Origin of the sequence: Photorhabdus khanii NC19, assembly GCF_000517265.1 — a bacterium.
GTDB lineage: Bacteria > Pseudomonadota > Gammaproteobacteria > Enterobacterales > Enterobacteriaceae > Photorhabdus > Photorhabdus khanii.
Genome location: NZ_AYSJ01000006.1, coordinates 137,117 through 163,581, shown reverse-complemented (window position 1 = coordinate 163,581; position 26,465 = coordinate 137,117). Strand labels below are relative to the sequence as shown.

Genomic DNA, 26,465 nt, shown 5'->3' with positions numbered 1-26,465 from the left:
ANNTNNTTCGGCATGGCCACCGGCTCTTCAGGAAAAATGGCCATCAATACAGTCTGTTATCGAAGTGGTCAGTGAACGCAGTGTAAAAGGCCAACCAGCCCATCGTGATTCACGCTGGTATGTGAGTTCGTTGCCTTTAGATGTGGAGCGGGTTGCCACGCCAATAAGAAAGCATTGGTCAGTAGAAAATGAGCTCCACTGGGTTTTGGAGGTCATCTTTCGGGAAGATGCTATCTCGCTTAAAGATCCTGATGGTGCAGCACAAATGGGTCTTTTTAATCGAATAGCATTAAATGTGATTAAACAAAATTCGAGTATAAAAGATAGTCAAGCAGGGTAACGTCGAAGAGCGACTTGGTCAGGAGAATTTCGTAGCCATTTTATCTTTGATTAAATTAAATTCACAGTGGAATCCCGCCCTGGGTCAAGTATAGAGATGAATGTGCATAGCTGTTATTTTGTTTAGTAAGAAATTTGCTATTTGCAACAACGGCCAGTTCAATACCACTATGCTGTCATTATAGTTATTTTGTACCATTTCGCGCCGTTGTTAACGGCTCCAGGCTTTCCGTCAAGGGTATTATCGAAATAACGGAGTTTGCATGGTTTGCTATCCCCGACAATTTCGATACAGACTTTACCTGTACCTGATGTATAGGTTTTAACGCCAATGACATTATCTGTTCCTCTTCTGGTCAATGTATCTACCAGAAGGTTGTCAATATACACTTTTATAGTTTGCTGATGAGTGCTTGTATTGGCGTAGGCTGTCAGGCCAAATCTAATACTGTGAGGTAATTCAAAACAGTGTTTACCTGTGTCATTGGTACCGCATACTCCACAATTTCCACTATTATTGTCCCGCTTACTGCCTAACAAATCTGCGTCAACTGATACTGCGGCTTGAATTTTGTTGAAGGTTACTCCAGGCCAACCAGATTGGATGGGTATAGGTCCATTATCAATAGCGCCTGTTTTCGTATTATATCGGATGTAATTATTGTTTTTGAAAAAGTAAATAAAATAGCCGGCAATATTTCTCCATAAAACAACGGACTCTAGATTATTACTGTACGCTGCGTATTTTTCAGTTGTTCCCCATCCGGCTGAGATAGTATTCATATTAATCGTGTGTGAACTGATTTTGTAACCGATATAATGGCTTCCTTTAAAGAAATAAACAATATCTTGTTTTGTATCTACCCATTCTGTGGCTGCATCTATTCCGTTTTCAAATTCGGTTCCTTTTAATCCAGGCCACCCATCCACAATTGGTTTTGGCCCTTCACTTACCTGTGCTTTTGCTATATCGAATTTAAGATATTGCGAGCCTTTAAAAAAATACAAATAACCATTTAAGTTAATCACATCGTCAATATGTCTTTGAAACTCATTAGGAAGGTTAGGCCAATCTTTACTGATAGGCTGTGGAGTGGTCCCTTTGTTTATTTGTGGGTCATCATAATATTTAATATTTTCTGTATTGAGGAAGAGGTAGGTATTTGTATTCATTATTATATGTCCTTTTTGATAATTATATTTTAACGTGTTATGCAAGTTTCCTGTTTTAGCTAAAATAAGGCAAGAATGATACTAAGAAATTCTATTTTAATTCTGCTGTATTACTTGCCTAATTGATGCTACAGGATTGTTTGCATTATTTAAATTAACTCTACTGGTTATTAGGATCAAGATTATATGTTAACAAATCATTAATGGATTTAATGTCGCAATATTTTTGTAAAAAAAATAAATATATGATAAAGGTGATGGATATATGAATGAAATAAGATGAAAAAATATTATTTTGTGTTTTTTATCTTCCTTAAATATATATTCAATTAATGGTTTTGATGGTTTTTTACTTTTGATAAAGGATAATGTTATTTTTTTGTAATGTTTTTATTTTATTATGAAAAAATCGGCATAACACCGCTTTAATTTATTGATAAATCTTATTTCTATCTATGGTGAAATTCACTAAGAAATTTGCAATTTACAACAACGGCCAGTTCAATACCACCATGCTGTTATTGTAGTTATTATTAATACCATTTTCAGCACCGATGATGACTGTCCCCGGTTTTTCGTCGAGTGGGCTATAGGCATAACGGAGTTTGCATGGTTTGCCATCCCCTACAATTTCGATACAGACTTTTGTATAGGTTTTAACGCCAATGACGTTATCTGTTCCTCTTCTGGTTAATCTATCTACCAGAAGGTTGCCAATATACACTTTTACAGTTTGCTGATGAGTGCCGGTATTATCGTAGGCTGTCAGGTCAAACCGGATACTTTGAGGTAACTGGAAGCAATATTTACCGGTGTCATTGGTACCGCATTCTCCGCCACAATTGGATGGTTTGTCAGGAGCACAAGGATCATTGACCTTTTCCATTTTCCACAAGCCCGTGTAGGGCAAACATTGTCGTTGTTTGATTATTCTGTTTTGCTATTCTCGGTGTCGCTTCAGAAGTCTGGTTACGTTAGGCACTTACTGTGATGATACACCGGGCTTTTTTTTAATCTGTGAGTGAGGTAAATTGCTTTCTACATCGATGAAATTTACGCCAACTGGAATAGGAATTCATAGTGTCAAAGTTAATTGAAGACAATCAGATAGTTATTATTGCGATAGTTGTCGCATTAGTTCAGTTTATTAATGCGTTGGAGTACATGATGGTGACTCCGCTTTTTGTGTATATGTGCGATGATTTTCACATGCCTGTGACTATGGCGGGAGTGATTGCCGGTACTTATGTTCTCGCCTCAGTCTTTTCTGGTTTGGCATCCTTTTTCTTTATCGATCGCTTTAATAAAAGAAAGGTTCTCATTCTAAACACGTTACTTCTCGGCCTGATTACTTTCCTGACAATTTTTGCCTCAGAGCCATACCAACTTATTCTGCTGCGTATGATTGCTGGTCTATTTGGTGGAGTGACATTGGGGGTAGGGATTGGGATCTTACTGAATAATTCCCCAGAAAATATGCGGGGAAAGGTACTGGGGATTGCGTTTTCCTCTTTTTCATTCGTGAGTATTTTAGGTATGCCGCTGTGTTTATATCTGGCGACGAGTTTCACCTGGAAAATTCCTTTTTTATTGATTGTTATTTTATGCATCGTGAGTTTGCCTCTGATCCTCTACTGTATTCCAGGCGCGGAGAAGATAAAAAATAGCCAGAATAAAATTGTGCTGACAAAAAAAATAGCATTGGCCGGGTTAGCAAGTGGTGTCAGTAACTTTAGTCCCTTCATGCTGATTCCGATACTTGTCCCACTATTAACAAATGTGTTTTATGTTCCGGAAGAGCGGGTTTCACTGGTATTCTTTATTGGTGGTCTGGCTTCCTGGTTGGGGACTTATTTAACTGGAAAGCTTTGTGATAAATATCCTCCTCAGAAAATTACCATCGCGGCGGCAGCTTTATTTATTGCTAATATCCTTCTGGGATTGATGGGGAAAATGAACGGATATATATTCTTTGCCCTTTTTATGTTCGCGACTTATGTGCAGGTGATGGCGGCCAACGTGCTGGCTTCTTATGCTTCGACGCCTGAAAATCGTGCAGGTTTTGGTGCCCTTCAGATGGCGTTATCCAATCTGGGTGCCGGTGTGGTGTTTTTCTTCTCTTCTATCTTCTTAAGTGGTAAAGCGATTACTGCTGAGAGCGTACAGCCTATTTTCATATTGTCTATGGTTAGCGCTCTAATATTACCGATATACGTCAGAAAATTAGCTCAAGTGTTGAAAAGAGATGCTAAGAGTTTAATGAATAATTCTTACAGTAACGGTTAAAGGAAAACAACGATAGATATGTGATCTAGCCTTAATGCTAAAATAGCAATTTTGAGCTATATTTAAGTTTAAGGCTAATCATTGATATAAGATCATTGGCGTAATTAATAAAAATGGAATGTTGTTGAAAGTATAATGTCACTGGAGGGAATTATCATTAGAGAATAATTTGAGCCAATGCTGGGTGAGAGTGTGCGAAAGGATGAAGCTATTAGAAATCCTATCATGATTATTATTGAACTTATTAATTAATATAGGTGAATACAATGGAAGAGAAATTAATTGACACTAAGAATAAACCAGCTGTTAATATTATCGCGGGAGTGACAAATATTAAATCCATTTATAATAAAACGCCTTGCATATTTGTCATTGAGCATGGATATATTGCCAGAAAGAATTTTACTGTGGATAAGATGTCTGAATGGCATGGTGATTTATGGGCTCCCTGGATAGGTGATAAGTATGAACCCAATAAGGCAATTCATCTCTATACTGGCAGAGAATGTAAATCTGAAATTGATGTTTGGATATTTCAGGATTATTGGAATCCACCAAATGAAAATGCTGTTAAGTATTCTTTAAATAGAGCATTCAATTATGATGATGCAGTAGAGATCCCTGGCAGTAATCGGGGTGGAGGCAATAAGATACTGACTTTAGAACTTAATGATAATAATATTGGCCTGAAAATGATATAGCATCTCACTATAAGATATTAAATATATCGGATAAAGTGTTGTATCCATATACATTCGTTGGAACGTAAATATTTCTCCGCGTGTTGTTTAGTATTTTTGATTTTCCTGCTTATAATCCAGATTTATTGATTATCAGGCAGGTTTCTGTTCGAGTAAAAGGTTAAATCATTAGAATACCGATACGCGTAGATTTCATTGAGCTTTTTTATTTACCGTCCTCTTACCTACATAATCTTAAATTTTATCTTTGGTTGGTGTTTTCTGTCGTTATTGTATTTTGGTTGATAATAAATTATGGTCATTATTTGCTGTTGAGGTTGGGGGATTTTAGCTATGTAAGGGTAAAATTGTAGTTTCAATGATCAGTGGGAGTAAATTTTGTATGCTGTTGGGTATTTTGATCAATTAAGCGAAAATGAAGCTTTAGTTTGAAGCTGAACCATATTAGATTTGGCTATGGTGCTTTAACATTAATATTGTGAATTTTCGGAGTAAGAATGAAATTACCTCCTATTTTAGCCATTTTACTGGTTTTATGTGGATGCAGTATCTCTGCTTATGCGGAGGAATACTTAAATGCCGGATTTAAACGCCTTGCTGTTCTTGATCCCATCAGCCATCATCCAATGGAGGTTGCTTATTTTTATCCCAGTTCAACACAAGGAGAAGGAATAAGTTCTGTCGGGCCTGACGATATTTGGGCAATTAATTCGGCCAAAATTACGTCAGGGCGATACCCTCTTGTTGTTATTTCCCATGGTAATTTAGGAAGCTTGTGGGGACATCATGATCTTGCCAGTTATCTTGCTAAAAGAGGCTACATTGTTATAACTCTTTCACATCCGGGGGATAATTATAAAGATGCATCTGGTATTGGGGCTACCAGTACTATTTATGGTCGTCCTCTACAAGTTTCTGCTGCAATCACTGCGGCTTTAAAAGAACCATCCTTAGCACCTTATATAAACAGTAATCAAATTGGTTTTATTGGATTCTCGGCAGGTGGGGGAACGGGGCTGTTTCTTGCAGGTGCACAAGCGGATTTTCAACGCCTGGAGGAATATTGTTCATCTAGATTGGATGCCCCTGTTTGCGAAGATAAAGGAAAGATCGAAAATGATCGTCCTGATATTTTGCCTAAGCCTGATCCCCGTATCAGTGCATTTGTTTTGATGGCGCCATTAAGTGTCTTTTTTTCGACTGAATCAGTAAAAAATATCCACGCTCCAATTTTTCTTTATGCTGGGGAGAAAGATAATCAGCTTGATAATGAATATAATTCAATTGCGCTTATCCGAACACTGCCATTATTACCTGAATTTAGAATGATTCCAGGGGCAGGCCATTTTGTCTTTCTTTCGCCATGTTCTGTTAATTTGGCTAACAGGGCGCCAGAGTTGTGCCAAGATCCACCTGGTATTGATCGGCACGTTGTTCACCAAATAATGAATGCTGATATGGCTAAATTTTTAGATGTACAGTTAAAGGGGCGGTAGTGTTCATCGCTTATTGTGAATAATTTTCTTTTTATATTAAATTTGGTATGGTTTTGCTTATTCAGCTCTGGTATTGATTAAGGTGGATATTATGGAAAATGAAGGCGTGATTACAGAAAGCTATGTTTTTACAGAGGTATTATGCGTACATATACACCATCACATAAACCGGTAAGCGATCAACTTTGGCGCATTGTTGGTTTTAATGCGAGCAGTGGGCCGAATTTTGTCGCTCAACTCAGAAAAGGGTTACCAACGTCTGTTATTGATGAAATTCATGTATGGTCTGGTTTTAAGAAATCTAACATCCTCAAGATGGCGGGAATTAGTACCAGAAATGTGTCTCGCCGAAAATCTGGGCCACAGACACTATCCCTAGATCAAAGCGAACGCATTGCACGCTTGGTTCGTGTGATTGATGCCGCAGTTGCCTTGTTTGAGGGTGATAAAGGTAAAGCAGTTAATTGGATGAGTAGGCCTGTTCGGGCTCTCGGCGGTGAAACACCAGAAAGTATGATTGATTCTGAAAGCGGTGCCTTGGAAGTGTTGGATCTTATTGGCCGACTAGAACATGGCGTTTTTTCATGATTGCGTATCGGATTATTAAGAAGAAATATAAGGCTTCAGCGTGGATAAGCTACGGAGCCCAGATGCACGGGGTCGTTGGAATTCCAAGAGAATAACCTATTTGTTAATCCACAGCATCCTGGTTTTCGACCTTTCTTAAATAGTGTGATTATCACTGACCATTTATTTGATCCTCGATTAAATAACATTTCTAAGTAGTACCTCGCCTATTTTTTATAACCAATATTGATATGCCGGATATCGGTTTGCATCACCTGTTTTTTAGATTAAATGGTTATATTCCTATGAATATAAGTATTAATTAATAGTGAAACATAACTCTAAAAGACTACTTTATTAAAAAACATGATAGCTTTATATAGTGATATTATAAAATGCAATGATATTATAAGATATTGTAAATATAACATTAGCATATTATTGATCTAAATGAAATGTTGTGAATATTTTTTGTTAATGCTGACAGAAATTGTCACTAATCTATGAATAATACATGTAAGCGGTAGTCGTAGTTTCTGTAAATAAAAACAATACAAATAACGATAGGAATAATTCAGATGAAATATGCCTTTATTACTGGTGCGACAGGAGATATTGGTTTCGCAATTACAGAAAAACTCTCTGAGGATGGTTTTGAGCCAATATTATTATCACGCACGCCTGATCGTCTCGATAATGCAATTAGTAAGCTACGTAATAAATATGGTAATCAATTTGCAAAAAAAATAGTTTGTGATGTTTCTGATCATGAAGATGTCAGCAAAGCTTTTGATCAACTTGAGCTTGAAAATAATAAGCTGTCCGTACTAGTGAATTGTGCAGGTATTTCCGGTGGTGGAATTACCGCTGAAATAAGTCCTCAAACTTGGCAAAATGTAATAAACGTTAATTTAAATGGCACTTACTTTGTCATACATGAAGTTCTGACAAGAAAGCTAATGCTATCGGGTGGAAGAATTATCAATATTGCATCAACCGGCGGTAAGCAAGGTGTTATTTATGGTACGCCATATTCCGCCTCTAAACATGGTGTTGTCGGTCTTACCAAATCCTTGGGGCTTGAATTAGCGCGTAATGGTTCAGGCGTCACCGTTAATGCAGTTTGCCCTGGGTTTGTTGAAAGCGACATGGCCGTGCGTGTCAGAGAACATTACGCTAAGATTTGGGGTACTGATAAAGAAGAAACGAAAAGAAGAGTAGAAGAACGTGTTCCTATCGGAAGATATGTTGAACCTAATGAAGTTGCTGAAATGGTTTCTTATCTCGCATCTCCGCTCGCTGGGGCTGTAACCGCTCAGGCGCTTAATGTGTGTGGTGGATTAGGTAATTACTAATCATGGGAAATATCTCTTTATCATCTGATTTTTTTGATCTTTGGATTGTAAAAATCGATGATATTGATTTAGCGTCTATTGAGCAGTTAGTTTATGGTTATGATATTGCTCGCTATAATCAGATCTGTTTAGCGGATAGAAGAAAAAAGTTTATATTTAGAAGGGTTGCATTGCGTTATGTTTTAAATCAATATCTATCGGATTATGAAATAATAACGAATGATAACGGAAAACCTTATATATCCACGGAGAAAGACTTCAAATACTATTTTTCACTGAGTGCCTCAGGAAACTATTGTGCTATTGGCCTTAGTTCAAGAGAGATGGGTGTTGATATTGAAGTCACTCCTTCTAAGATAAAAATCTCAGAAATTGTTGAGTATTTTATTAAGGATGAAAAACTGGAATATATGAAAGGTATCATGTTAAAACAATCATTAGGTGTCAGCCCCGGGTTTAAAAATTATTATTGTTTAATATCATTATATTATTGGGTTAGACTTGAAGCATATATTAAATTATTTGCTTCGACTTTGCATGAAGAGCTATTGGTTAATAGTGCTGTTTCTGTGAAAAATATGAGAGAACTGGAGGAAAGTACATTGCTAATTCATCATCAGGAATTTGTTTGTGCTTTGTCTCAAAAGAAGATAATTCCCACTCCGAATATTAAGAGAATAAATTACTCTGAAATTATAAGGAACAAAGATGGATAATATTATTGATTTAAGTGTTCCTATAGATAGTGATTTTTGGGAGCCTGAAAAAGTCACGAGGGAAATAGTCGATCATAAAGAAGGTGCCAATAAATTAGGTGAGAGTTATTTGTATTTCCATACCAGTTCATGGTGGAAAAGAGTCTTTATAAAACTCTTCAAACGCAAAAAGTGGATAATTGATCATCGTGATTTCCCTGATGATATGGGATTATCACTTATGTATTATCGACTGACAACTCATACCGGAACGCATATTGATGCACCTTATCACTATGGGTGGCGTAAAGGGCAAAAGCAGCCGGCAACAATTACCGATATTCCTTTAGATTGGTTTTATAGTTATGGTGTATTACTTGATTTTAGCCAAAATGATCAATTAATTGATAAACAGGCGATAGAAAACCAGTTAAAGAAAATCAATTATAAAATAAAAGAAAATGATATTGTTCTTATAAGTACTGGCGCTGATAAATTAGTAGGTTCAAAATCCTATTTTACTCACTATAGAGCTATTGAAAGCAGTGCTGTTCAATGGTTAGTAGAGCAAGGCGTAAAGATTATTGGAACAGATGCATTCAGTTTTGATCGGCCCTTTATAGCGATGATTAACGATTATAAAAAGACGGGGAATAAAGCTTGCTTATGGCCTTCTCATTTTATCGGACGGGATCATCCTTATTTGCAAATAGAACGACTCTGTAATTTAAACAGTATCCCTAAACCTTATGGATTTAAAGTGTGTTGTTTTCCAATAAAATTAGAGAAAGCGGATGCTTCATGGAGTCGGGTTGTTGCAATATTTGATAATAATGTATAACTGACTGATAAAACTGAATGCGTTGTGAGTATATTATAAAGAAGCGGAAAATAGATTATCTTTGCTGTGTTTTATTGTGATCAGCTATATCAGCTTTATTGTAATAAATTTGTCATCTCCTTTCTGGATGGTTTTTGAGGATAAATTTAGCGATTAAGAAAAAGGCTGGATTATTCTACATAAAGATCGAATGGAGTTAACTCAATTTGGTTTAATCTGGGGTATTCATGCCATTCTTGTATGTTTGGCAGATGGGAAGTCGGTGAGAGAAGCAAATTGATATGTAAGTTGGGCCTGGTGCTCATTTTCAAGAGTTTTGGTTAGGAGATAAAGAACAAATATATATATGACAAATATTAATTTAAAGCTAATCAAAGTAGTTTGAGATAACTACTTTCAGATAGGGATTTTCTTAAATAAAAATGGGTAAATTTTATGTGAATAAAACTTACCTGAATAAGTCTGTATTCTATTTCTATCGAGATAACTATTGTGATAATAAATAACAGAAATGAATCTCAAGCGCAGAGAGTGGTGGTGACAGGGTTAGGTGTTATTTCGCCTGCGGGTATTGGTGTTAATGAATTTTGGGACAATATTCATAACGGGAAATCGGGGATCAGTGAATATGAATGGGGAAGAAATAGATTCGGATTCAAAAGCGGAGCTATAGGAAAAGTTTGCGATACCGATGCTGATGTCGATAACAATAACAAAGAGTTTGTTTTGCAAAGTGAGCATAAATATCTGCAATTTGCTTTGGATGCGTCCGAGATGGCAATGCAAGATGCAAAGTTAATGTCTTCAGAAATTGACACTAAACGTTTTGGTGTTGCAATAGCAACCGCTATTGCTGATGCTGCTGGAATGGAAGAGTGTTTGCTCAGAATTACCAATGGAGGCAAAGAAGAGATCAGCCCTGATTTAATTCAACAAGAGGATTACGATAGCTTTGATTTCAGCTCTGCGGCAACCTCTGTGGCGAAAAAATATGGTGCATCCATGTCGGTGAGTAATATATCAACGGGATGTGCGGCAGGACTTGATGCTTTAGGTATTGCTCTTGAGCATATCCGTAATGGAAGAGCGGATGTCATGCTGGCTGGCGCAAGTGAAGCTCCGCTTTGTCCGCTGTCTATTGGCTCTTTTGAGGCCTTAGGGGCGTTGTCATCAAGAGAGTTGGAAAATCAGCAATCGGCAACGTGTCCTTTTTCTCTTGAACGTGATGGATTTGTTATTGCAGAAGGGTGTGGAATATTAGTTTTAGAGTCTTATGAACATGCAAAGAAGCGTGGAGCACATATCTATGCTGAATTAGTGGGGTATGCATCAGTCAATAATGCTTATCATATGACGGATTTGCCCGCTGATGGATTGGCAATGGCACGATGCATTGATATGGCATTGAAAGATGCCAAGGTTGCCCCATCAGCAGTAAATTATATTAGTGCACATGGAAGTTCTACGGCTCAAAATGATATTAATGAATCAAATGCAATTAAATTTATTTTGGGGGAAAAAGCATTTGATATTCCAATTAACTCATTAAAGTCAATGACAGGTCATGCTTTAGCTGCCGCTAATGCGATAGAATCTGTTGCATTATGCCTGGAAATAGAAAGGCAATATGTTCACCCAACAATTAATTATCAAACCCCGGATCCTGATTGCGATTTAGATTATATCCCTAATCAAGGTTGCGCATATCCCATTGACACCGCGTTAAAATTATCCAGTGGTTTTTCCGGTATTCACAGTGTTATTGTTATGAGGGCAGTTAACAATGCGTAGAAGAGTTGTTGTTACCGGTGTTGGTGCAATACATCCTGATGGCAAGGATGTTACATCCATCAAGTCAAATTTGATTCAGAAACTATTGGGTCAAAATTCAATAAATAATATGGACTCAAACCCTGTAATAAGGACATTGAGTGATCCCGATGAAAAAAAATATATCAATAATCGCTTAAAGCGCAAAATTGATGACTTTTCTATTTATGGCATCGTCGCCGTCGAGATGGCATTAAAAGAGAGTAAATTAGATTTAGACAAGATTGATCCTAATCGCGTCGGGATATATGTTGGAAATTGCTTTGGTGGATGGAAACATATTGAAGATGAAGTTAAAGCGCTCCATATTGAAGGAATTCAGGGAATGGGGCCTTATGTCGCTACGGCATGGTTTCCCGCTGCACTCCAGGGGCAATTATCACTTCTTTATGGTTTTAGTGCACAATCTAAAACGTTTTCTACATCGGATGTAGCGGGAATACAAGCAATAGGCTATGCGGCTGAAGCTATTTCTAATGGTGTCGCGGAAGTTATGTTATGTGGTGCGTCAGAACATCTTTCGAGCCCATTAGTTAAAAATTTACTGGAGCAGAGATCAACGCAGAGAAACTCTGAAATATTTGGCAAGAAATTACCCGAAAACTTCTCGGAAGGTGCTGCATTTATGGTTATAGAAGAAATGCAGCACGCTTTAGAACGTGGCGCTTCGATATTGTGTGAATTAACCGGCTTTATTGATTATTTTTCACCTGATAAAAATACAAGAAGTGACACCTTGGAATATACTGCTGAACTATTCAGCCATAATGAGAATTCTGCATTTATTATGGACGGAATATATGATGACGAAAAGGAAATGACGAGTAAAGTATTTTTAGATAAAGATATAAAAACATCTTTTTTAAATCTGAGACCTTATTTAAATAATCAATTTTCGGTCAGTGGTGTGATTGATTCAGTCCTGGCTTCATCATTCTTGTCAGAAAATAATGGAGAACAGCAGCCTATTACAATAAATGAACTTTCAAATACTAATCAAATAGTCATTCAGCGTCTCAGTAACAAAGGTCATGTATGTGCGTTGAGTTTTTCAGCTATTTAATCTCTAAAATATTTAAATATTCGGGTGAAATATATGAGTAACAATACAGAAGTAAAAATAAAAACTATTTTATCATCTTTTGTTAATATTAATTTTGATGATTTCAATATGGATGCAGATCTTGCTCAAGCTTATGATATGGATTCCACGGAATTAGCTGATTTAGCAAAAGAAATTGGGAAAGAATTTGGTATTTCTGTGACCAAAAGTCAATTCGGTAATTGGGAAACAGGAAGAGCTGTTCTTGATTTCGTCTCAGCAAATTTAAGTGATAAAAATTAACTGTTGATCAAAGGGAAGCAGAAATGAAACTAATTTCTATGTTGTTACATTCAGAACGTGATAATTTAAATGATGATTGTATTATCACTAAGGATTCTCATTATACAAGAAAAGAGGTAATACTTTCTGTTTCCCATTTAATTGATGATTTACGAAATAGAGGAATTCATAAAGATAATAAAGTTATCGTTATATTTGAACATGATGAATTAGGCATTTTCTTCTTGGCTGCGGCCAGTGCTATGGGATTGCATTTGTTAATGCCTTATAATTTATCATCAGCGACAATTGATGAATGGATCAATTTTACCAATGAAGTCCAATACGATTTTGTCGTTTATCTTAAAAAAGATAAACATTTTGTCGAAAAATTAAAAGAAAATGGCATTAATGTTATTGATGTTTCAGATCATGAGATCAGCGCTAATGATCTAGAAGAAACCCCAGTTATTACCTATTCACCACAATCTATTGCTAACTTTATTGTGCTTTTCACGAGTGGGAGTACTGGCAAACCGAAAGCAATTAGCATTTCAGAATCCTTAGTATGCCAGCGAATTTGCACAGTAACAGAAAAATTAAAGTTTACTCAGGATGCTAAAATATTCATGTCAGGTTTATTGAATAATACTACCGGCGTGATTTTCTCTTTCGGTGCATTATTACATCAGTCAATACTTTTTATACCAGAAGACAGGAATATAGAGAAATGGCCTGCTTATATTTCCCGCAATAAAATTACGCATATTATGTTACGCCCAGAGTCGATGAAATTATTTGTTAAATCGGCAGAAGAACATGATATCGATCTAACTTGCTTACACATTGTTGCTTATGGGGCTGCGGCTATGCCGCCTAGTGTCCTTGAGAAAGGACGTAAATTAATAGGTTGTGAATGGATGCAGGGATACGGATTAAGTGAAACTTATGGTCCGTTCTGCTGGGTGGATGAGCAAGATCATCGTGATAAAAGATATCTCGACTCAGTTTATTGTGTTGGGAAGATTGATAATACATTGGAAGTTGCTATTAAACCCATAACCGGTTCATCTGATAATATTGGAGAAATTATACTAAGAGGTAAAAGTATAATGGAAGGGTATTATGATGTGATTTCTGGGAAAGTTACTCCTCCTGATGAGTGGTTTGCTACCGGTGATCTAGGTTATATCGATGACGATGATTATTTAATTTTAAAGGGACGTAAGCAAAATACATTTATGAGTGCTAACGGACATAGGATTTACCCTGAAGAAGTTGAATCTATTTTATCAAGAGTACCCGATGTGAATGTTGCTACTGTTGTTGGTTTTTCTTTCCATGAAAATGGTGTGGCTATTAACCAACCTGTTGCTTGCATGAGTGGAGATATATCGAAGAAATCATTACCTGAAATTGAAAATATTCTTTCATCATTTCTGAGTGCTAAATTAAGTCAGGAAAAATGGCCTGATTGGTTCTATGTTACTGGTGAGTCTTTTCCGAAAAGCCATAATGATAAGATACTAAAATCAGCGTTAATTAAGTCAATCGATCCTAAAAAATTATTTAAATTGAGGAATCAATAATGAATTATTCAGAAGCACATTCAATCATCTGTAATACACAAACAGAAAAGGTATATCAAGTTATTGTTAATTCTGAAAAGTGGCCAGAAATATTTGAGCCTTGTCAGGAAGTGAAGGTTATCTTTAGAGATAAAGACAGTGAAAAAATAGAAGTTAAGGCATTAATTAACGGTGTCCTCATGCAGTGGGTATCAGAGCGTAAATTTCATGCAGAAACATTCAGTATAAAATCAAAACTGACCAAGCCAATGACATTCGTCAAAGAAATGGAAACGTCATGGCGGGTTATTAAGATCAATTCTCAACAATGTATGCTTATGTTAGAGCATGATTATGATATTGAGCCAGAAATAACAGGATTAGTTGATGGTGTTGAAACAACGCAGCAGGCTCATGAGTTTATTAGTAAAGGAATTGATATTAATTCAGTTAAAGAACTTAATAATATAAAGAATATTGTAGAAGCAAATGAATGGTCGGGGAAAAAATTAAACGGAAATCTGACTCATTCAATGATATGTGAGATGCCGGCAAAGGATGTATATACTTTGGTTAAAGATGTCTCTTATTGGCCAGATATTTTCTCATTTTGTGAAGGGGCTGAAGTATTAAATAAAACAGATGATTCAGAACTTGTTGAAATTAAAGCAAGACAAAATAATAAAACAGTAAGCTGGCAAACACAACGATATTATTCTGATTCTATTTATAGAATTGATTATATCCTGCCTAAACCTATGCCATTATTAAAGGCAATGAGTGGGAGATGGCAAGTTATTCCTATTAATGATCAACGTTGTCTTCTGACAGTACAAAGGAATTGGTCTTTATTAGATGATGTAGGTGGTATTATTGATGATGTTGATAATCATGATCAGGCTAATTTCTTTATTATCTCATTTATTGATGACAATACTCAAATGGAGATGGATAGTATAAAGAATAAGGTAGAAAGTAATAAAAAATCAGATTTGTTAACTTTTACAACAGGATATTATATTCCTCATCAAGTTGATGATGTTTACGATATCTTTTTAAATATCAACGATTGGAGTCAGATATTACCTCATTGTGATTCAGTGAAAATAATCTACAATGATGATAGGCACCAAGAGTTTAATATGGAAGTGTCAACGCCAAATGGAAATGAGACTTTCCGTAGCATACGATTCTGCGATAGAGATAGTTTATCGATTGAATATTTTCAACCAGAGCCTCCATTAGTATTAAAATCTCATAGCGGTTCATGGCGTATATTTATCAGCGGAAGTGGTTCGTTCGTTGTTTCTAATCATAGTGTTGAGTTAGATCATAATTCATGTGCAATTAAGTTTGGTACAGAAGATAAATTAAGACAACAAGAAATAGTGAAGAATGCTATTTCAGAAAATAGTAAGAAAATGGTTTTTGCCTGTAAAGAGTGGTTAGACGCTCGTATTTAGTAAATTAAAGGAAGATACAATGAATAATAAGAATAAACCCAATAGAATTTCGGCAGCACTTTTTTCTACTTGTGGTTATTTTATGCCAAGACTGTTTTTCCTAAATTCTCAATATGCGCCTCAGGTTCATTGGGGAGATGTGGTGGAGGCATTGAGTCATTTTCAGGAGGAAAACTTAGATTTATCATCTGAAGAGTTCTGGCATGAGTGGATGATTAATTGGTCAAAAGTGGGTGATAATTATATCAGCATCGCTAATTCTGCCAAAAATGAAGTCAGTTACGTTCGTGCTCTGAAGAGTGCTGCTGCTTGTTATCATTGGGCTGAATTTATGTATTTCAGTGATAAAGGCAGGAAGATCCAGCTCAGAGAATATATTCGTTCATGTTTTTTATCCGGTATAAAATACAGTGATTTGCTGGTTGAGCATCAGTATATTATTGTTGATAAATTTCATATGCCGTTCTTCCTTATATTTCCTAAAGGATATAAAGAAGAAGAGAATAATCCTTTGCCTTGTGTTATTTTATCCAATGGATTGGATTCAATGACTGAAATTGAAATATTATCTTTGGCAGAATGTTTCTTGGAAAAAGGTATGGCGGTAGCTATATTTGATGGGCCAGGGCAAGGAGTAAACCTTGGAAAATCGCCATTGTCTATTGATATGGAATTATATGTTACCTCTATACTTAAATTATTAGAGGATGATGCTAGAATTAATAGTAGCCTTCTCTGTTTCTTAGGCATTAGTTTCGGAGGTTATTTTGCTTTACGCCTTGCGCAAAAAATTGGCGACAAATTTTGCTGTATAGTTAATTTATCTGGTGGTCCTGAAATAGCAAATTTCGACAAATTACCCAGAAGACTTAAAGCGGATTTTCAGTTTGCCTTTATGCAAGATAATAATATGCAGTCTCTTTTTGATGAAATAAAATTAGACGTATCTTTAACTTGCAAAACAAAGGTTTTTACTGTTCATGGAGCATTGGATGATATATTTTCTATTGATAAAGTTAGAGAATTAGACCACTTGTGGGGCGATGATCATAAATTATTATGTTATGAATCAGAAGCTCATGTTTGTTTAAATAAAATAAACGAATATATGATACAAGTTTTGGATTGGGTTAATGAACAATTCAGGCTAAATAGCGCTAAGAAAAATTAAATTATTTTACACTTAACACCTATTTTAGTTGGTGTAATTTTTGCAGAGCGTTCTTATAAATGAATAGTGAACACGGACAGTGCGTAAGATCCGCATCGTACATATATATATGAGGATGACTCGTTTTTATTGCCCTTTGGGCTGCTGCACTGAAATGAGTACAAAAGTTAGCGCTTTCGCTTAAGCACTGTCTTGGTTCGCTGTTTATTATAGAGAGTGGCAGATAAAATTTAAATTAAATATACCTAATAGATTTCGAGTTGCAGCGCGGCGGCAAGTGAACGAATCCCCAGGAGCATAGATAACTCTGTGACTGGGGTGAGTGAAAGCAGCCAACAAAGCAGCAACTTGAAAGATGAAAGGTATAAATACTAATTACCTTATCTAAATAATGTTTATTTTTCTAATGGACATGAAGGTAAAACTTATTTTGGCTATTTCTTTTAGTTTCATTGCTCCTTTACTGTAAGTCATAAAATAAAATCATCTTCATAAACATTACGAAGCGAAATGTTAGAATAATAAGATCATATTTCTTCTGCTTACATATTGACTGGCAGCATAAAACTTGACTTTAACATTTAAGTTTTCTTATATTGTCAATACATAGTAAGTTTACTTATGAAAGCTAATTTTATTTTTTGTATTGATTAGTGCTATATATATTTTAAATGTTTACTCTATGATTCGATGTTCGACACTTATCTCTACCGCGTTTCAGTTTAATGTATCGAGCATTCATTCTTGACTGGGTAGAGTCGTTATGAAAGGCGTAAATAGTATTTTCGTTAATTCAGGTAATTGAAGTATATATTAAATATAGGATTTCCAGTTGATAGTTTTATAACGAAGTCTTGACATTGTTCCATTAATCAATGAGTAAGAGTAAATAGTTCTATTGGGTAGTTGGTGAGTAACTCAATATTATTTATTTAATAAAGATTTTCCTATTTGATTTTTTATTAAGATGAGGAGTACGGAAATGTCAAGAACTGAAAGACTCATGGCATTATTGCAATACTTAAGGCAAAGAAGATATCCTGTCAGCGGTAAGTTACTGGCTGGCGATTTAAATGTAAGTTTGCGAACTCTTTATCGAGATATTGCTTTGCTAAATAGTCAGGGAGCGAATATAGAGGGTGAGCCAGGTTTAGGTTATACATTAAGACCGGGTTTTATGTTACCTCCTTTAATGTTTACAATGGATGAAATTGATGCTTTAGTTTTAGGTAACAAATGGGTTATCGAGCAAAATGATGTTGTTTTGGCTAAATCTGCTCATAGTTTTATATCTAAGATCGCGGCAGTACTTCCCGAAGAGCAACGTGCTCAACTATATTGTTCGCCAATGTTTGTAAAAACAGAAGGTTGTAGTAAAATTACTGATAATAACTCGATGTTATCTGATATTAGGAAAGCGATATATCATAAAGAAAAGATAGTGATAACTTTCTTTGATTTAAATAATGCACGTACAGTGAAAACTGCCTGTCCATTGTCGATTTTTTTCAATAACGAATTTTTTTTAGTTTCTTGGTGTGAATTTAGTCATGAATTTATCAAGTTACAAGTAGAAAAAATAGAGAAATTAGAAGTGTTACCAGAAAAATATATACAAGATCGAATATTATTGTTAAAAAAATGGGGCGAGAAAGAAGGATTATCTGAGCGTTATTTATCTTGATAAATGATTATTATTAAACAATTTATATGGATATTTATCTAATGCAAGAGTGAGAGCTATTTTTATTGAGTATTTAGTTGCAAACATATATTTGTGGCTTTAGTTGGCTCTGATGATTATCTAAATTTTTTGCTTTCATTTAAACTGTAGGCTTAAAAATTTTAGTTTTTTTGTCGGATTTACCGAAAGTTGATTTTGTTTGCTTAAGTCCAGAAGCAAGAACGATTCTTGGGAAAAGCAAGCCCTGGAGCGCCGATTGTGAATGTCAGGATAAATCACGATTTGGTAATCTGGGGCAATTGATGAAAGAGTATTCCCTTGAAATTATGATTTAATATCAGGTTTATTAAATAAATATGAGGCGTTAACGTAGGTGAATTATATACCGGAATACCTGGTTATCATATTTTAAGCTGGTTCAATAAAAATTATAGTTTTTATTGAACCAGCTTTATTTTATATCTTAAGGCAGAGACTAAAATTTGTATTTTCCACATAATTATTTTTATATAAATAATTTAGTGGAAGAAAGCTACCATTTCCATGTGTCTGGGCTGCTTCCAGAAGGTAATACACCAATTCCATAATCGCTAATGACAACGGTAACATATGTATCATTGTCATAACAATCTAATTGATATCTCCTTCCTTTTTCAGTCCATCGCCAATAATCTGTTTTCCCGCTTTCAGGATAGAATTCTTGAAGAAGTGAAGCTGTTGCGGGATATAATCCATTGACATTTATGGCACTCGTATTTGTAGAGTTACTCCAAAACACATCACCTGTTAAAATTTTATTGGTTAGATTAACGACGAAGAAGGAATGTCTATTGACGCCAAGCATTTTACCTTTTTCTTTTTTCTCAATTTCTTTCATCTTAGGCTCCTGAACTAATAGATAAAGCTACTGATAATCATAGAAATAACCATAATTTCTCTGGAACTTCTATTTTTACTGCTATAAATTCAATAGTCATGACGATAGTTACAGTTAAAATAGATACAAAGTAAATATATTTTTATACTTCATTATTTTAATTTGGATAAGTTTCTCTTAAAGAATTTATTCGCCACGACATTTTATGAATGTTCTGGGTAATTTATTGTTTATAATTTAATTATATTTATAAGCACGGAGAGAAAATTATATATTTTTATAGTAGCGCAAAAATACGGAATGTAAAGTATATCGTCATTATGTTTTACCTGAATGCTACAGGAAATCGAGCTGGTGATTTTTGGGCTAGCGGACTGAAATTACCGGTGAGAACCTGAAAAATACTATTTCTGATGAAAATTGGTTTGTGAAAGTCTGGATGGATGTAGTCTCACCTACTGCTAACGAAACGTAACTGGATGTATTTTATATAGTAATATTTACTATGGTAAATATTACTATATAAAACTTTGTTCGGCTTACGGAAATGAGAATTTTTGCCACAGATGATTTTTCGGTTTTCATGGAAGATAATTTATTGACTAATAAAGATATTTGTCAATCTGCCAGAGAAATAATAGGGGGATTGGTAGACGCTAATCTTGGCGGTAATCTTTTTAAAAAAAGAATCGCTTTTGGGAGAGCAGGGAAAAGTGGTAGCGCTCGTTCTGTTGTTGCATTCAGGTATCATGATAAAATGATTTCTATTGACGGTTGGCTTAAAAAAAATGTAGCAAAATCGGGAAAAGAAATTCCCGATAACTTGTTGAAAATGTATAAGTTGCTAGCCAAAGATCTTCTTAATATCAGTGATAAAAATATTGAAGATAACTTATTGTATGGTTTATTAATAGAGGTAATATGTGATGAATGATAACCGACTTATTAAAATGCAGAAAATGGCTGAACGTTTTCATAAATCTGGTACAGTATCGAACATAACCATGCGAGAAATTAACTCACTGGTTAAAGAAAATAAAGATTACTCTTCTCTGATGTAATGACTGGTGATCGTATAAAAAAATTCGTAAACATTACAATATAAGTCAAGGAGCACTAGCTATTGCTATTAATATGTCTGCAAATAGCGTTCAGAAATGGGAGAGAGATGAAATACACCCTACTGGTGCAGCATTAAAGCTGCTCATGATCATTGAAAAAAAAGGAATTGAAGTATTAATGTGAATTTTGATTTTGGGGCTGGTGAACTAGAGCCAGCCGCCATAAATACTTTGGCCCGAAATTGGTATGTTTTAGTTTATTTCTTTGGTGGACTATGTCTCATATGTTTATAATGTGATGTCTAAAATATCTCAGAATATAATCACATCAAATGCATGCATCAGTTATATCATATAGTATCCGATATTTATTATCTGCCACCGGAAATCGGGTATCATACGCTTGATAAATGTTCCCGTTCAGAAGGCAATATGAACTTGCAAAATAGGCTTTTTGCGTTCCTAAACCAGCAGATAAATTGCATTAATATACGTTGGTATAATAAATTTATGATAACATATTGATTTAAATTAATAATAAAACCAATCCACCTTAAATTGAAGAAAATTTTTTGTGATATAATTCACAATTTTTATTCTAATAATGCGCATAAGTGATCATATTAAGCTAAAAATAATATTGATTTCGCAACGAAAATATTACGTAATCATATTACATTGTTAACATGAGAGGACATCTAAATGGGTTGGTATTGGTATACCAATATCATGTATTACTTGATACCAGAGGCGGATCGGATGGCAATGGATAAATTTATTTTCGATCGGCTTAATAATCAGGATAAATTTATCACTAAAAAGGAGTTAATTTACATGGGCGCATCATAATGAATATATTAATAAACGAATATAAGAAAAGAATGGATGATGCAAGATTAAGTGATCCTGATGGACAGGGTTTTTTTACGATGATGAGAAAAAAATATGGCATTGTTATTCGTATGATATTTGCTCCTGTATTTTGAACTCAGATTATGTAACAAAAAAAAGGTTGAGGATTCCTCTGGAGATATTTCCTGAAGCAGATAAAGGTAAGGTTTCCAGATTCGTTTTTTTTCTTAATGATTCGCTTGTTTTTAATAATGAAGAATCTAAGGATTTAGTGAATTTTGTTCATGAAAAATTTAAGGGGATGAACTTTGAAACAATGGCTGACGATCTTCTATCTCCGCTAAAAGCGTGTGATACTATTACTGAAAAGCATTTGAGAGAGATGAATAATTTTAATTTGTGTGTAATTAATATTGTATTATTGTGGTGTAAGATTATTTTTATATTTTTCATTTCTTTGTTTATAAAGCAATGAAATTATTACATGGGATAATGTAAGTTAATGGTCATACTTATATGATGAAGTAGATCTTAATTAATTTTCCATGGTTATTTTTCCTATATTGATAGTATAGGATTGTAATTCTGGGTTAAATTGTAAAATAAAGTTATAAATATTGATAATGTTTAAAGTACAGGTATTATATTTCGTGTTTTTTTAATATTTAAACATAAAAAACTTTTTGTTTTTTTATTGAAATATGAATATATATGGTATAACTTATTAGCAATTCTTATTTGGCCGTTATTGGAATATTTTATTTCTTGTTTAGGAGATATAATTGTTGATAGAGAAATCTTAACGTGAAAAATTAATAAAGTAAGGAAAGTATTTAATAATAGCAGATTTCTATCGTGTGTATAGGAATATGTTTTTTGTTTTGATTTTTTTAATGGGTTTGATATGTTTTTTAAAAAATTTGATTGGTATTAGTCATATCAGAAATTACTTTTTTCTAAGTGTTTACATATCGATAATACAGATTCTGAATCTGTGTTTCTTATCATGCTGTAAGTAATTCGGCGTATCTTTCATTGCTGGATAGAAATAGACTATATGATACTGTACTCGAAATAGCTTAATCGTTAAAGACAAAAAATCTATTCTATTGAATTCAATAGTGATATTTATAGTAGAGATATTCTCCTTATTGGTGATATTTACTAGATAAATAACTTTATTGATGATTACCTTAACTGCTAATGATGTGTGAATATCATGGGGATTGCAGATGTTTGCTTGTTTATTAAATGTTAAATATTGTTCATAAATTCGTATGTTATAGGTTAGTTTTTAACTGTTTTTTGGGCGATTAACGTATAAGTAATTATGATTAGATTCGATGATAAGGTTATTAAATATAAGTTCGTTATTACATTGGCCTTTGTTAAATCATCGTTGTTATATTTTGCTATTTTCTTTTCGAGGAATTAACAAATTTAAACATTAATTTCCCAAAATGGTGACTTGTTTTCATTTGGTTAAGTCGTTGTATTCAACATATCGTTATTTTTTCTGCGGCGGGATATTCAGGTTTTGACTTGCCGAATGATGAAGCAACTACTTATTATTTTAAGGGAGTAAATTCCCTGCTTTCTTTATTTCTGGAGATGACTTTTGACTTCTCTTGCTTATGTTGACGCCCTTTGCGCGCTTGATCATCCTTATCGTGCCGATAGTGCTTGCGATCAATTGTTTGACGCGGCCATGTGCGAGCTGACGCGGTACCATTGTGAACACACCCCCGGTTATCACCAGTGGTTGAAGGCTAACGGCCTGAATGATCAAAAACTGGAAACACTGAGCGATTGGTCGCGCTTGCCGCCCATTTTCGCTAATTATTTTAAACATCAGTTGCTGCTCAGTACCACCGGCCAGGATGCGCTGGAATTGACCTCATCCGGGACAACAGGTCAGAAAAGCCGTATGCGTTACGATACACGCAGTATACAGGCGGCCCAGAATATGGTTGAGCGCATTTTCGAGTATTACGGCTGGAATACGCCGCAACAGCTCTGTAACTATTTGCTGTTGAGCTATGAACCCGCCGGAGCGATTACTCTGGGAACCGCCTATACCGATCAGTATCTGTGTAAATATGCGCCAGTGAATCAAGTCTGTTATGCACTGCGTCACAATGGAAAAGGTAATGAGTTTGATCCGTTTGGTGTGATCCGATCCTTGCAGGAGTTTGCTGTGCAAGGGTTGCCGGTGCGTATGCTGGGTTTTCCGGCATTCCTGTGGTTCGCACTGGAACGGATGCAGGAAATGGGCCTGCCGCCGATACAGTTACATCCTGAGTCACTGGTATTTTTAGGGGGTGGCTGGAAAACACATGCCGATAAAGCTATTCCAAGATCGTTGTTGTACCAGCGTTTGGGTGAACAACTGGGGATTCCTGACGAGCGTTGCCGGGATGGTTACGGTTCGGTTGAACATCCGGTGCCTTATGTTGAGTGTCGGCATCACCATTTTCATGTGCCAACTTATGCCCGTGCCTATATTCGTGATACGGCTAATATGGCGGTTCAACCCTATGGTAAGCCCGGTTTTCTGCATCTGACATCGCCTTATATCACCTCTAGCCCGGCACACAGTATCGTGGTGAGCGATTTGGCAGTGCTGCATTCAGCTGCTGAATGTGGTTGTGGGTTGGCTACCGACTGGTTTGAGTTGCTGGGTCGTGCCGGTACAAGTAAAAGCCGCAGCTGTGCGATTGCGGCCTCTGAGTTGATAAAGGAGTCCTGAAATGTATTTAGTTAATGGCAAGATGATATCTGACTTGGAGCCCGCCGCTGTATTGGCCGAACTTAAAAGCAACCTTGCGGATACGCTGGCTTGCCCCCCAAGTGTGCAACAGGTATTGGACTGTGCCGGGCGCTTTGCCGACAGCCTCGATACTGTCTCTTCTGAACTTGCACTGGATACAACGACAATCGCAGCTTTACGCAGCTTTTGTCGTCGTGATTTGCTGGAGGCAAAGTTACGGCACGAGTTGGGCGAACAACCCTTTTCCCTGCGTCGTTTTGACTATACACAGCCTCGTTTTGAAACCTGGCAACCTCTGGGGCTGGTAGTGCATATCACACCGGCTAATGCTCCGTTGCTGCCATTTATGGCTGTGCTGGAGAGTTTGCTGGTAGGTAATGTTAACTGGCTACGCCCCAGTAGCAGCGATCACGGCCTCAATGCACAGTTATTGGCGGAATTCCTGCGCCATGACCTGAGTGGCAAGTTGGTTCCTTATGTCTCCGTATTACCTTTACCGTCTGATCAACTGTCAACGTTGCTGGAGTGTGCTGATGCTGTGTCAGCCTGGGGGAGTAATACCGCATTGACAGCTATCCGTAGCCAATTGCGGCCCGGTTGCCGCTGGATCGATTGGGGACATCGTATCAGCTTTGCCTATCTGGATCCCCAGTCTGCCGACCATGCTGATTACGACGCGTTGGCTGATGATGTTTGCCGGTTTGATCAACAAGCTTGTTCCAGCCCACAGTGTTTGTTGGTAGACAGCACGGATGAGAACGTGTTGCGGGAGGTGGCGAGTGCCGTGGCTGCTGCGTTGGTACGACGGGCACCGGTATGGCCGGCTTTGCAGCCTGACATACAGGAAGCGGCTGAAATCAGCAGCCAGATGGCATTTTTGCAGTTAGATCACACTTTTGCTGGTCTGACGGGTGTGGTAGAAGAGGGCGATGGGTGGCGGGTAGCTTGGGTGCAACGTCAGGAGCTGGTGCCATCGCCATTGTACCGTACCCTGCAAATTCGCCCGGCACCGCGTGCGCAACTGGTGGAAATTTTGTTGCCGTGGCGGCCCTATTTGCAAAGTTGTGCTTTGATAGCCGAAACACATGAACTGCCGATGTTGAGCCGCCAGTTGCTGACCGCGGGTGTCAGTCGGGTATGTCAGGCTGGAGCGATGCACGACGGCTATGAAGGTGAGCCACATGATGGTGTTTATGCATTGACCCGGCTTGCACGGCGTGTCTCAGTCAGCTTGAAAGCTGAACAATTACTGGGCCATGTCACACTGGATAAATTGGCGGTCAATCCTCCAGAACTGGCCGGGGTTCCAGTGATGGATAAAGAAAAGTTTCAGCAAAATGGGGTGACGTCGAAAGCACAGCTGTTTTTCCGCAGCGGTGGCAGTAGCGGTACGCCGAAACTGGCGGGGTTCAGTCACAGAGATTATCACAGTCAGATGCAGGCAGCAGCGGATGGTCTGTTTTCCGCCGGTTTAGATCCAGCGCAGGACCGGGTAATGAATCTGCTGTATGGTGGCAATTTGTATGGTGGTCTGCTGAGTTTCTTCACTATTCTGGATAAATTATCCGTGCCGCATTACCCGATGGGAGGCCCGATAAACGATGATTTTAGCCAAATCAGGCATTTTATTGTTACTCAGGGGGTCAATACGCTGGTAGGGATGCCAAGCACTATGTATCAGCTGTTTGAACGTGAAGAAGCGGCGTTACGTGCCTATGGTGGCGTGCGTAAAATTTTTGCTGGTGGCGAGCATATTAGTGAAGAGCGTCGTCAGTTTTTATCCAGTTTTGGTATTCAGGTGATCCGCTCGGCAGTTTATGGCTCCGTTGATGCCGGTCCATTGGGCCATGCTTGTGCCTGTTGCCACGATGGGGAATTCCATCTGTTATCTGATATTCAGTGGCTGGAAATATTGGCTCTGGATAGTGATCAGCCGATCCAGCCCGGCGAGACCGGTCGGTTAGTGTTCACGCCTTTGGCGCGGGAAGGGCAGGTAATTCAACGCTACGATTTGGGCGATTTGGGCCATTGGTTACCCGGTCTTTGTGCCTGCGGGTTGCCGGCACCGCGCTTTAAATTGGTAGGTCGCCATGGGGGGTTGATACGGGTAGGGTCTATTTTTGTGAATCCAACAGAATTGTCAGCCAGTCTGGCGTTTCCGGTACAGTGGCTGATAGGGAATCACGCTGGTGGTGGCGAATACATCCATGTGTTAGCGGATGGTGATGTTAACCAAGTACGTGGGCATCTTATGCAACATAGAATGCTGAATCAGGTTGTCAGTGGTGGAATGCTTCAACTGGAAATTATCCCTACGCCAGCCGGACAGTTTCGCCGTCACCCGCAAAGTGGCAAAACGCCGCTGGTGCTGGATAGTCGAGCCTGAGACCCATAATATTACTTTTTGAGTAA

25 protein-coding genes and 1 pseudogene (1 of these 26 cut by a window edge) are annotated in these 26,465 nt (G+C 36.9%); 22 read left to right on the top strand and 4 right to left on the bottom strand.

What is annotated here, in order from left to right; translation table 11 throughout:
* Positions 1-340 (top strand): annotated as a pseudogene (locus tag PTE_RS22740) (ISAs1 family transposase) (it extends 703 nt beyond the left edge of the window).
* Between the two features lie 84 nt (positions 341-424).
* Here PTE_RS22740 and PTE_RS26970 read toward each other — a convergent pair.
* The 3 genes from PTE_RS26970 to PTE_RS07665 form a co-directional block, all read right to left on the bottom strand.
* Entirely contained in the window at positions 425-538 is a 114-nt protein-coding gene (locus PTE_RS26970; RefSeq protein WP_339366715.1) for a fucose-binding lectin II, read from the bottom strand.
* Complete coding sequence (locus PTE_RS07670; RefSeq protein ID WP_339366714.1) at positions 508-1,512, bottom strand: fucose-binding lectin II; 1,005 nt, start codon at positions 1,510-1,512, stop codon at positions 508-510. The genes PTE_RS26970 and PTE_RS07670 overlap by 31 nt, the downstream gene beginning before the upstream one ends.
* Before the next feature lie 484 nt (positions 1,513-1,996).
* A complete protein-coding gene (locus PTE_RS07665) occupies positions 1,997-2,398 on the bottom strand; it encodes a fucose-binding lectin II (protein WP_081738181.1) in 402 nt (133 codons plus the stop codon).
* A 194-nt stretch (positions 2,399-2,592) separates the two neighbouring features.
* Here PTE_RS07665 and PTE_RS07660 point away from each other — a divergent pair, with 194 nt between their 5' ends.
* The 14 genes from PTE_RS07660 to PTE_RS07595 all read left to right on the top strand — a co-directional run bounded on the left by PTE_RS07660 (position 2,593) and on the right by PTE_RS07595 (position 18,493).
* A complete protein-coding gene (locus tag PTE_RS07660; RefSeq protein ID WP_036844660.1) occupies positions 2,593-3,798 on the top strand; it encodes an MFS transporter in 1,206 nt (401 codons plus the stop codon).
* A 266-nt stretch (positions 3,799-4,064) separates the two neighbouring features.
* Positions 4,065-4,499 (top strand): hypothetical protein, encoded by a 435-nt coding sequence (locus PTE_RS07655; RefSeq protein ID WP_036844658.1) that lies wholly within the window; start codon positions 4,065-4,067, stop codon positions 4,497-4,499.
* Between the two features lie 497 nt (positions 4,500-4,996).
* Positions 4,997-5,995 carry an alpha/beta hydrolase family protein gene (locus PTE_RS07650; protein WP_036844657.1) on the top strand — a complete coding sequence of 333 codons (999 nt, stop codon included), beginning with the start codon at positions 4,997-4,999 and terminating at the stop codon, positions 5,993-5,995.
* A gap of 141 nt (positions 5,996-6,136) precedes the next feature.
* A complete protein-coding gene (gene parS, locus PTE_RS07645; protein ID WP_036844655.1) occupies positions 6,137-6,583 on the top strand; it encodes a type II RES/Xre toxin-antitoxin system antitoxin in 447 nt (148 codons plus the stop codon).
* A 557-nt stretch (positions 6,584-7,140) separates the two neighbouring features.
* A complete protein-coding gene (locus PTE_RS07640; protein ID WP_036844653.1) occupies positions 7,141-7,917 on the top strand; it encodes an SDR family oxidoreductase in 777 nt (258 codons plus the stop codon).
* A gap of 2 nt (positions 7,918-7,919) precedes the next feature.
* Positions 7,920-8,633, top strand: coding sequence for a 4'-phosphopantetheinyl transferase family protein (locus tag PTE_RS07635; protein WP_036844652.1), 714 nt, complete (start codon positions 7,920-7,922; stop codon positions 8,631-8,633).
* The gene (locus PTE_RS07630) at positions 8,626-9,453 is read left to right on the top strand and encodes a cyclase family protein (protein WP_036844650.1); all 828 of its coding nucleotides are present in this window, start codon (positions 8,626-8,628) and stop codon (positions 9,451-9,453) included. Before PTE_RS07635 ends, PTE_RS07630 begins: the two co-directional genes overlap by 8 nt.
* Positions 9,454-9,945: 492 nt before the next feature.
* Positions 9,946-11,244, top strand: coding sequence for a beta-ketoacyl-[acyl-carrier-protein] synthase family protein (locus PTE_RS07625; protein WP_081738180.1), 1,299 nt, complete (start codon positions 9,946-9,948; stop codon positions 11,242-11,244).
* A complete protein-coding gene (locus PTE_RS07620; protein ID WP_036844644.1) occupies positions 11,237-12,346 on the top strand; it encodes a beta-ketoacyl synthase N-terminal-like domain-containing protein in 1,110 nt (369 codons plus the stop codon). Before PTE_RS07625 ends, PTE_RS07620 begins: the two co-directional genes overlap by 8 nt.
* A gap of 33 nt (positions 12,347-12,379) precedes the next feature.
* On the top strand, positions 12,380-12,628 hold the full coding sequence (locus tag PTE_RS07615; RefSeq protein ID WP_036844641.1) for an acyl carrier protein: 249 nt from the start codon (positions 12,380-12,382) through the stop codon (positions 12,626-12,628).
* Between the two features lie 23 nt (positions 12,629-12,651).
* Positions 12,652-14,196, top strand: coding sequence for an ANL family adenylate-forming protein (locus PTE_RS07610; protein WP_036844639.1), 1,545 nt, complete (start codon positions 12,652-12,654; stop codon positions 14,194-14,196).
* On the top strand, positions 14,196-15,638 hold the full coding sequence (locus tag PTE_RS22735; RefSeq protein WP_051477265.1) for an SRPBCC family protein: 1,443 nt from the start codon (positions 14,196-14,198) through the stop codon (positions 15,636-15,638). Before PTE_RS07610 ends, PTE_RS22735 begins: the two co-directional genes overlap by 1 nt.
* A gap of 19 nt (positions 15,639-15,657) precedes the next feature.
* Entirely contained in the window at positions 15,658-16,809 is a 1,152-nt protein-coding gene (locus PTE_RS07600; protein ID WP_036844637.1) for an alpha/beta hydrolase family protein, read from the top strand.
* 982 nt (positions 16,810-17,791) lie between these two features.
* Entirely contained in the window at positions 17,792-18,493 is a 702-nt protein-coding gene (locus tag PTE_RS07595) for a helix-turn-helix transcriptional regulator (RefSeq protein ID WP_036844635.1), read from the top strand.
* Between the two features lie 532 nt (positions 18,494-19,025).
* Here the strand turns inward: PTE_RS07595 and PTE_RS07590 are convergent.
* Positions 19,026-19,370, bottom strand: coding sequence for a hypothetical protein (locus PTE_RS07590; RefSeq protein ID WP_036844633.1), 345 nt, complete (start codon positions 19,368-19,370; stop codon positions 19,026-19,028).
* 547 nt (positions 19,371-19,917) lie between these two features.
* On the opposite strand from PTE_RS07590, the gene PTE_RS07585 reads away from it, so the two are divergent.
* The 7 genes from PTE_RS07585 to PTE_RS07565 all read left to right on the top strand — a co-directional run bounded on the left by PTE_RS07585 (position 19,918) and on the right by PTE_RS07565 (position 26,439).
* On the top strand, positions 19,918-20,304 hold the full coding sequence (locus PTE_RS07585) for a type II toxin-antitoxin system RelE/ParE family toxin (protein ID WP_036844631.1): 387 nt from the start codon (positions 19,918-19,920) through the stop codon (positions 20,302-20,304).
* A complete protein-coding gene (locus PTE_RS26820; protein WP_274534095.1) occupies positions 20,297-20,431 on the top strand; it encodes a hypothetical protein in 135 nt (44 codons plus the stop codon). The genes PTE_RS07585 and PTE_RS26820 overlap by 8 nt, the downstream gene beginning before the upstream one ends.
* Positions 20,432-20,504: 73 nt before the next feature.
* On the top strand, positions 20,505-20,615 hold the full coding sequence (locus PTE_RS26405; protein WP_241826088.1) for a helix-turn-helix domain-containing protein: 111 nt from the start codon (positions 20,505-20,507) through the stop codon (positions 20,613-20,615).
* A 518-nt stretch (positions 20,616-21,133) separates the two neighbouring features.
* Complete coding sequence (locus PTE_RS25620) at positions 21,134-21,280, top strand: hypothetical protein (protein WP_152963769.1); 147 nt, start codon at positions 21,134-21,136, stop codon at positions 21,278-21,280.
* On the top strand, positions 21,280-21,417 hold the full coding sequence (locus PTE_RS25615; protein ID WP_152963768.1) for a hypothetical protein: 138 nt from the start codon (positions 21,280-21,282) through the stop codon (positions 21,415-21,417). Before PTE_RS25620 ends, PTE_RS25615 begins: the two co-directional genes overlap by 1 nt.
* A 1,484-nt stretch (positions 21,418-22,901) precedes the next feature.
* A complete protein-coding gene (locus PTE_RS07570) occupies positions 22,902-24,032 on the top strand; it encodes a LuxE/PaaK family acyltransferase (RefSeq protein ID WP_036844628.1) in 1,131 nt (376 codons plus the stop codon).
* Position 24,033: 1 nt separating this feature from the next.
* Positions 24,034-26,439 (top strand): acyl-CoA reductase, encoded by a 2,406-nt coding sequence (locus PTE_RS07565; protein WP_036844625.1) that lies wholly within the window; start codon positions 24,034-24,036, stop codon positions 26,437-26,439.
* Positions 26,440-26,465: the final 26 nt, after the last annotated feature.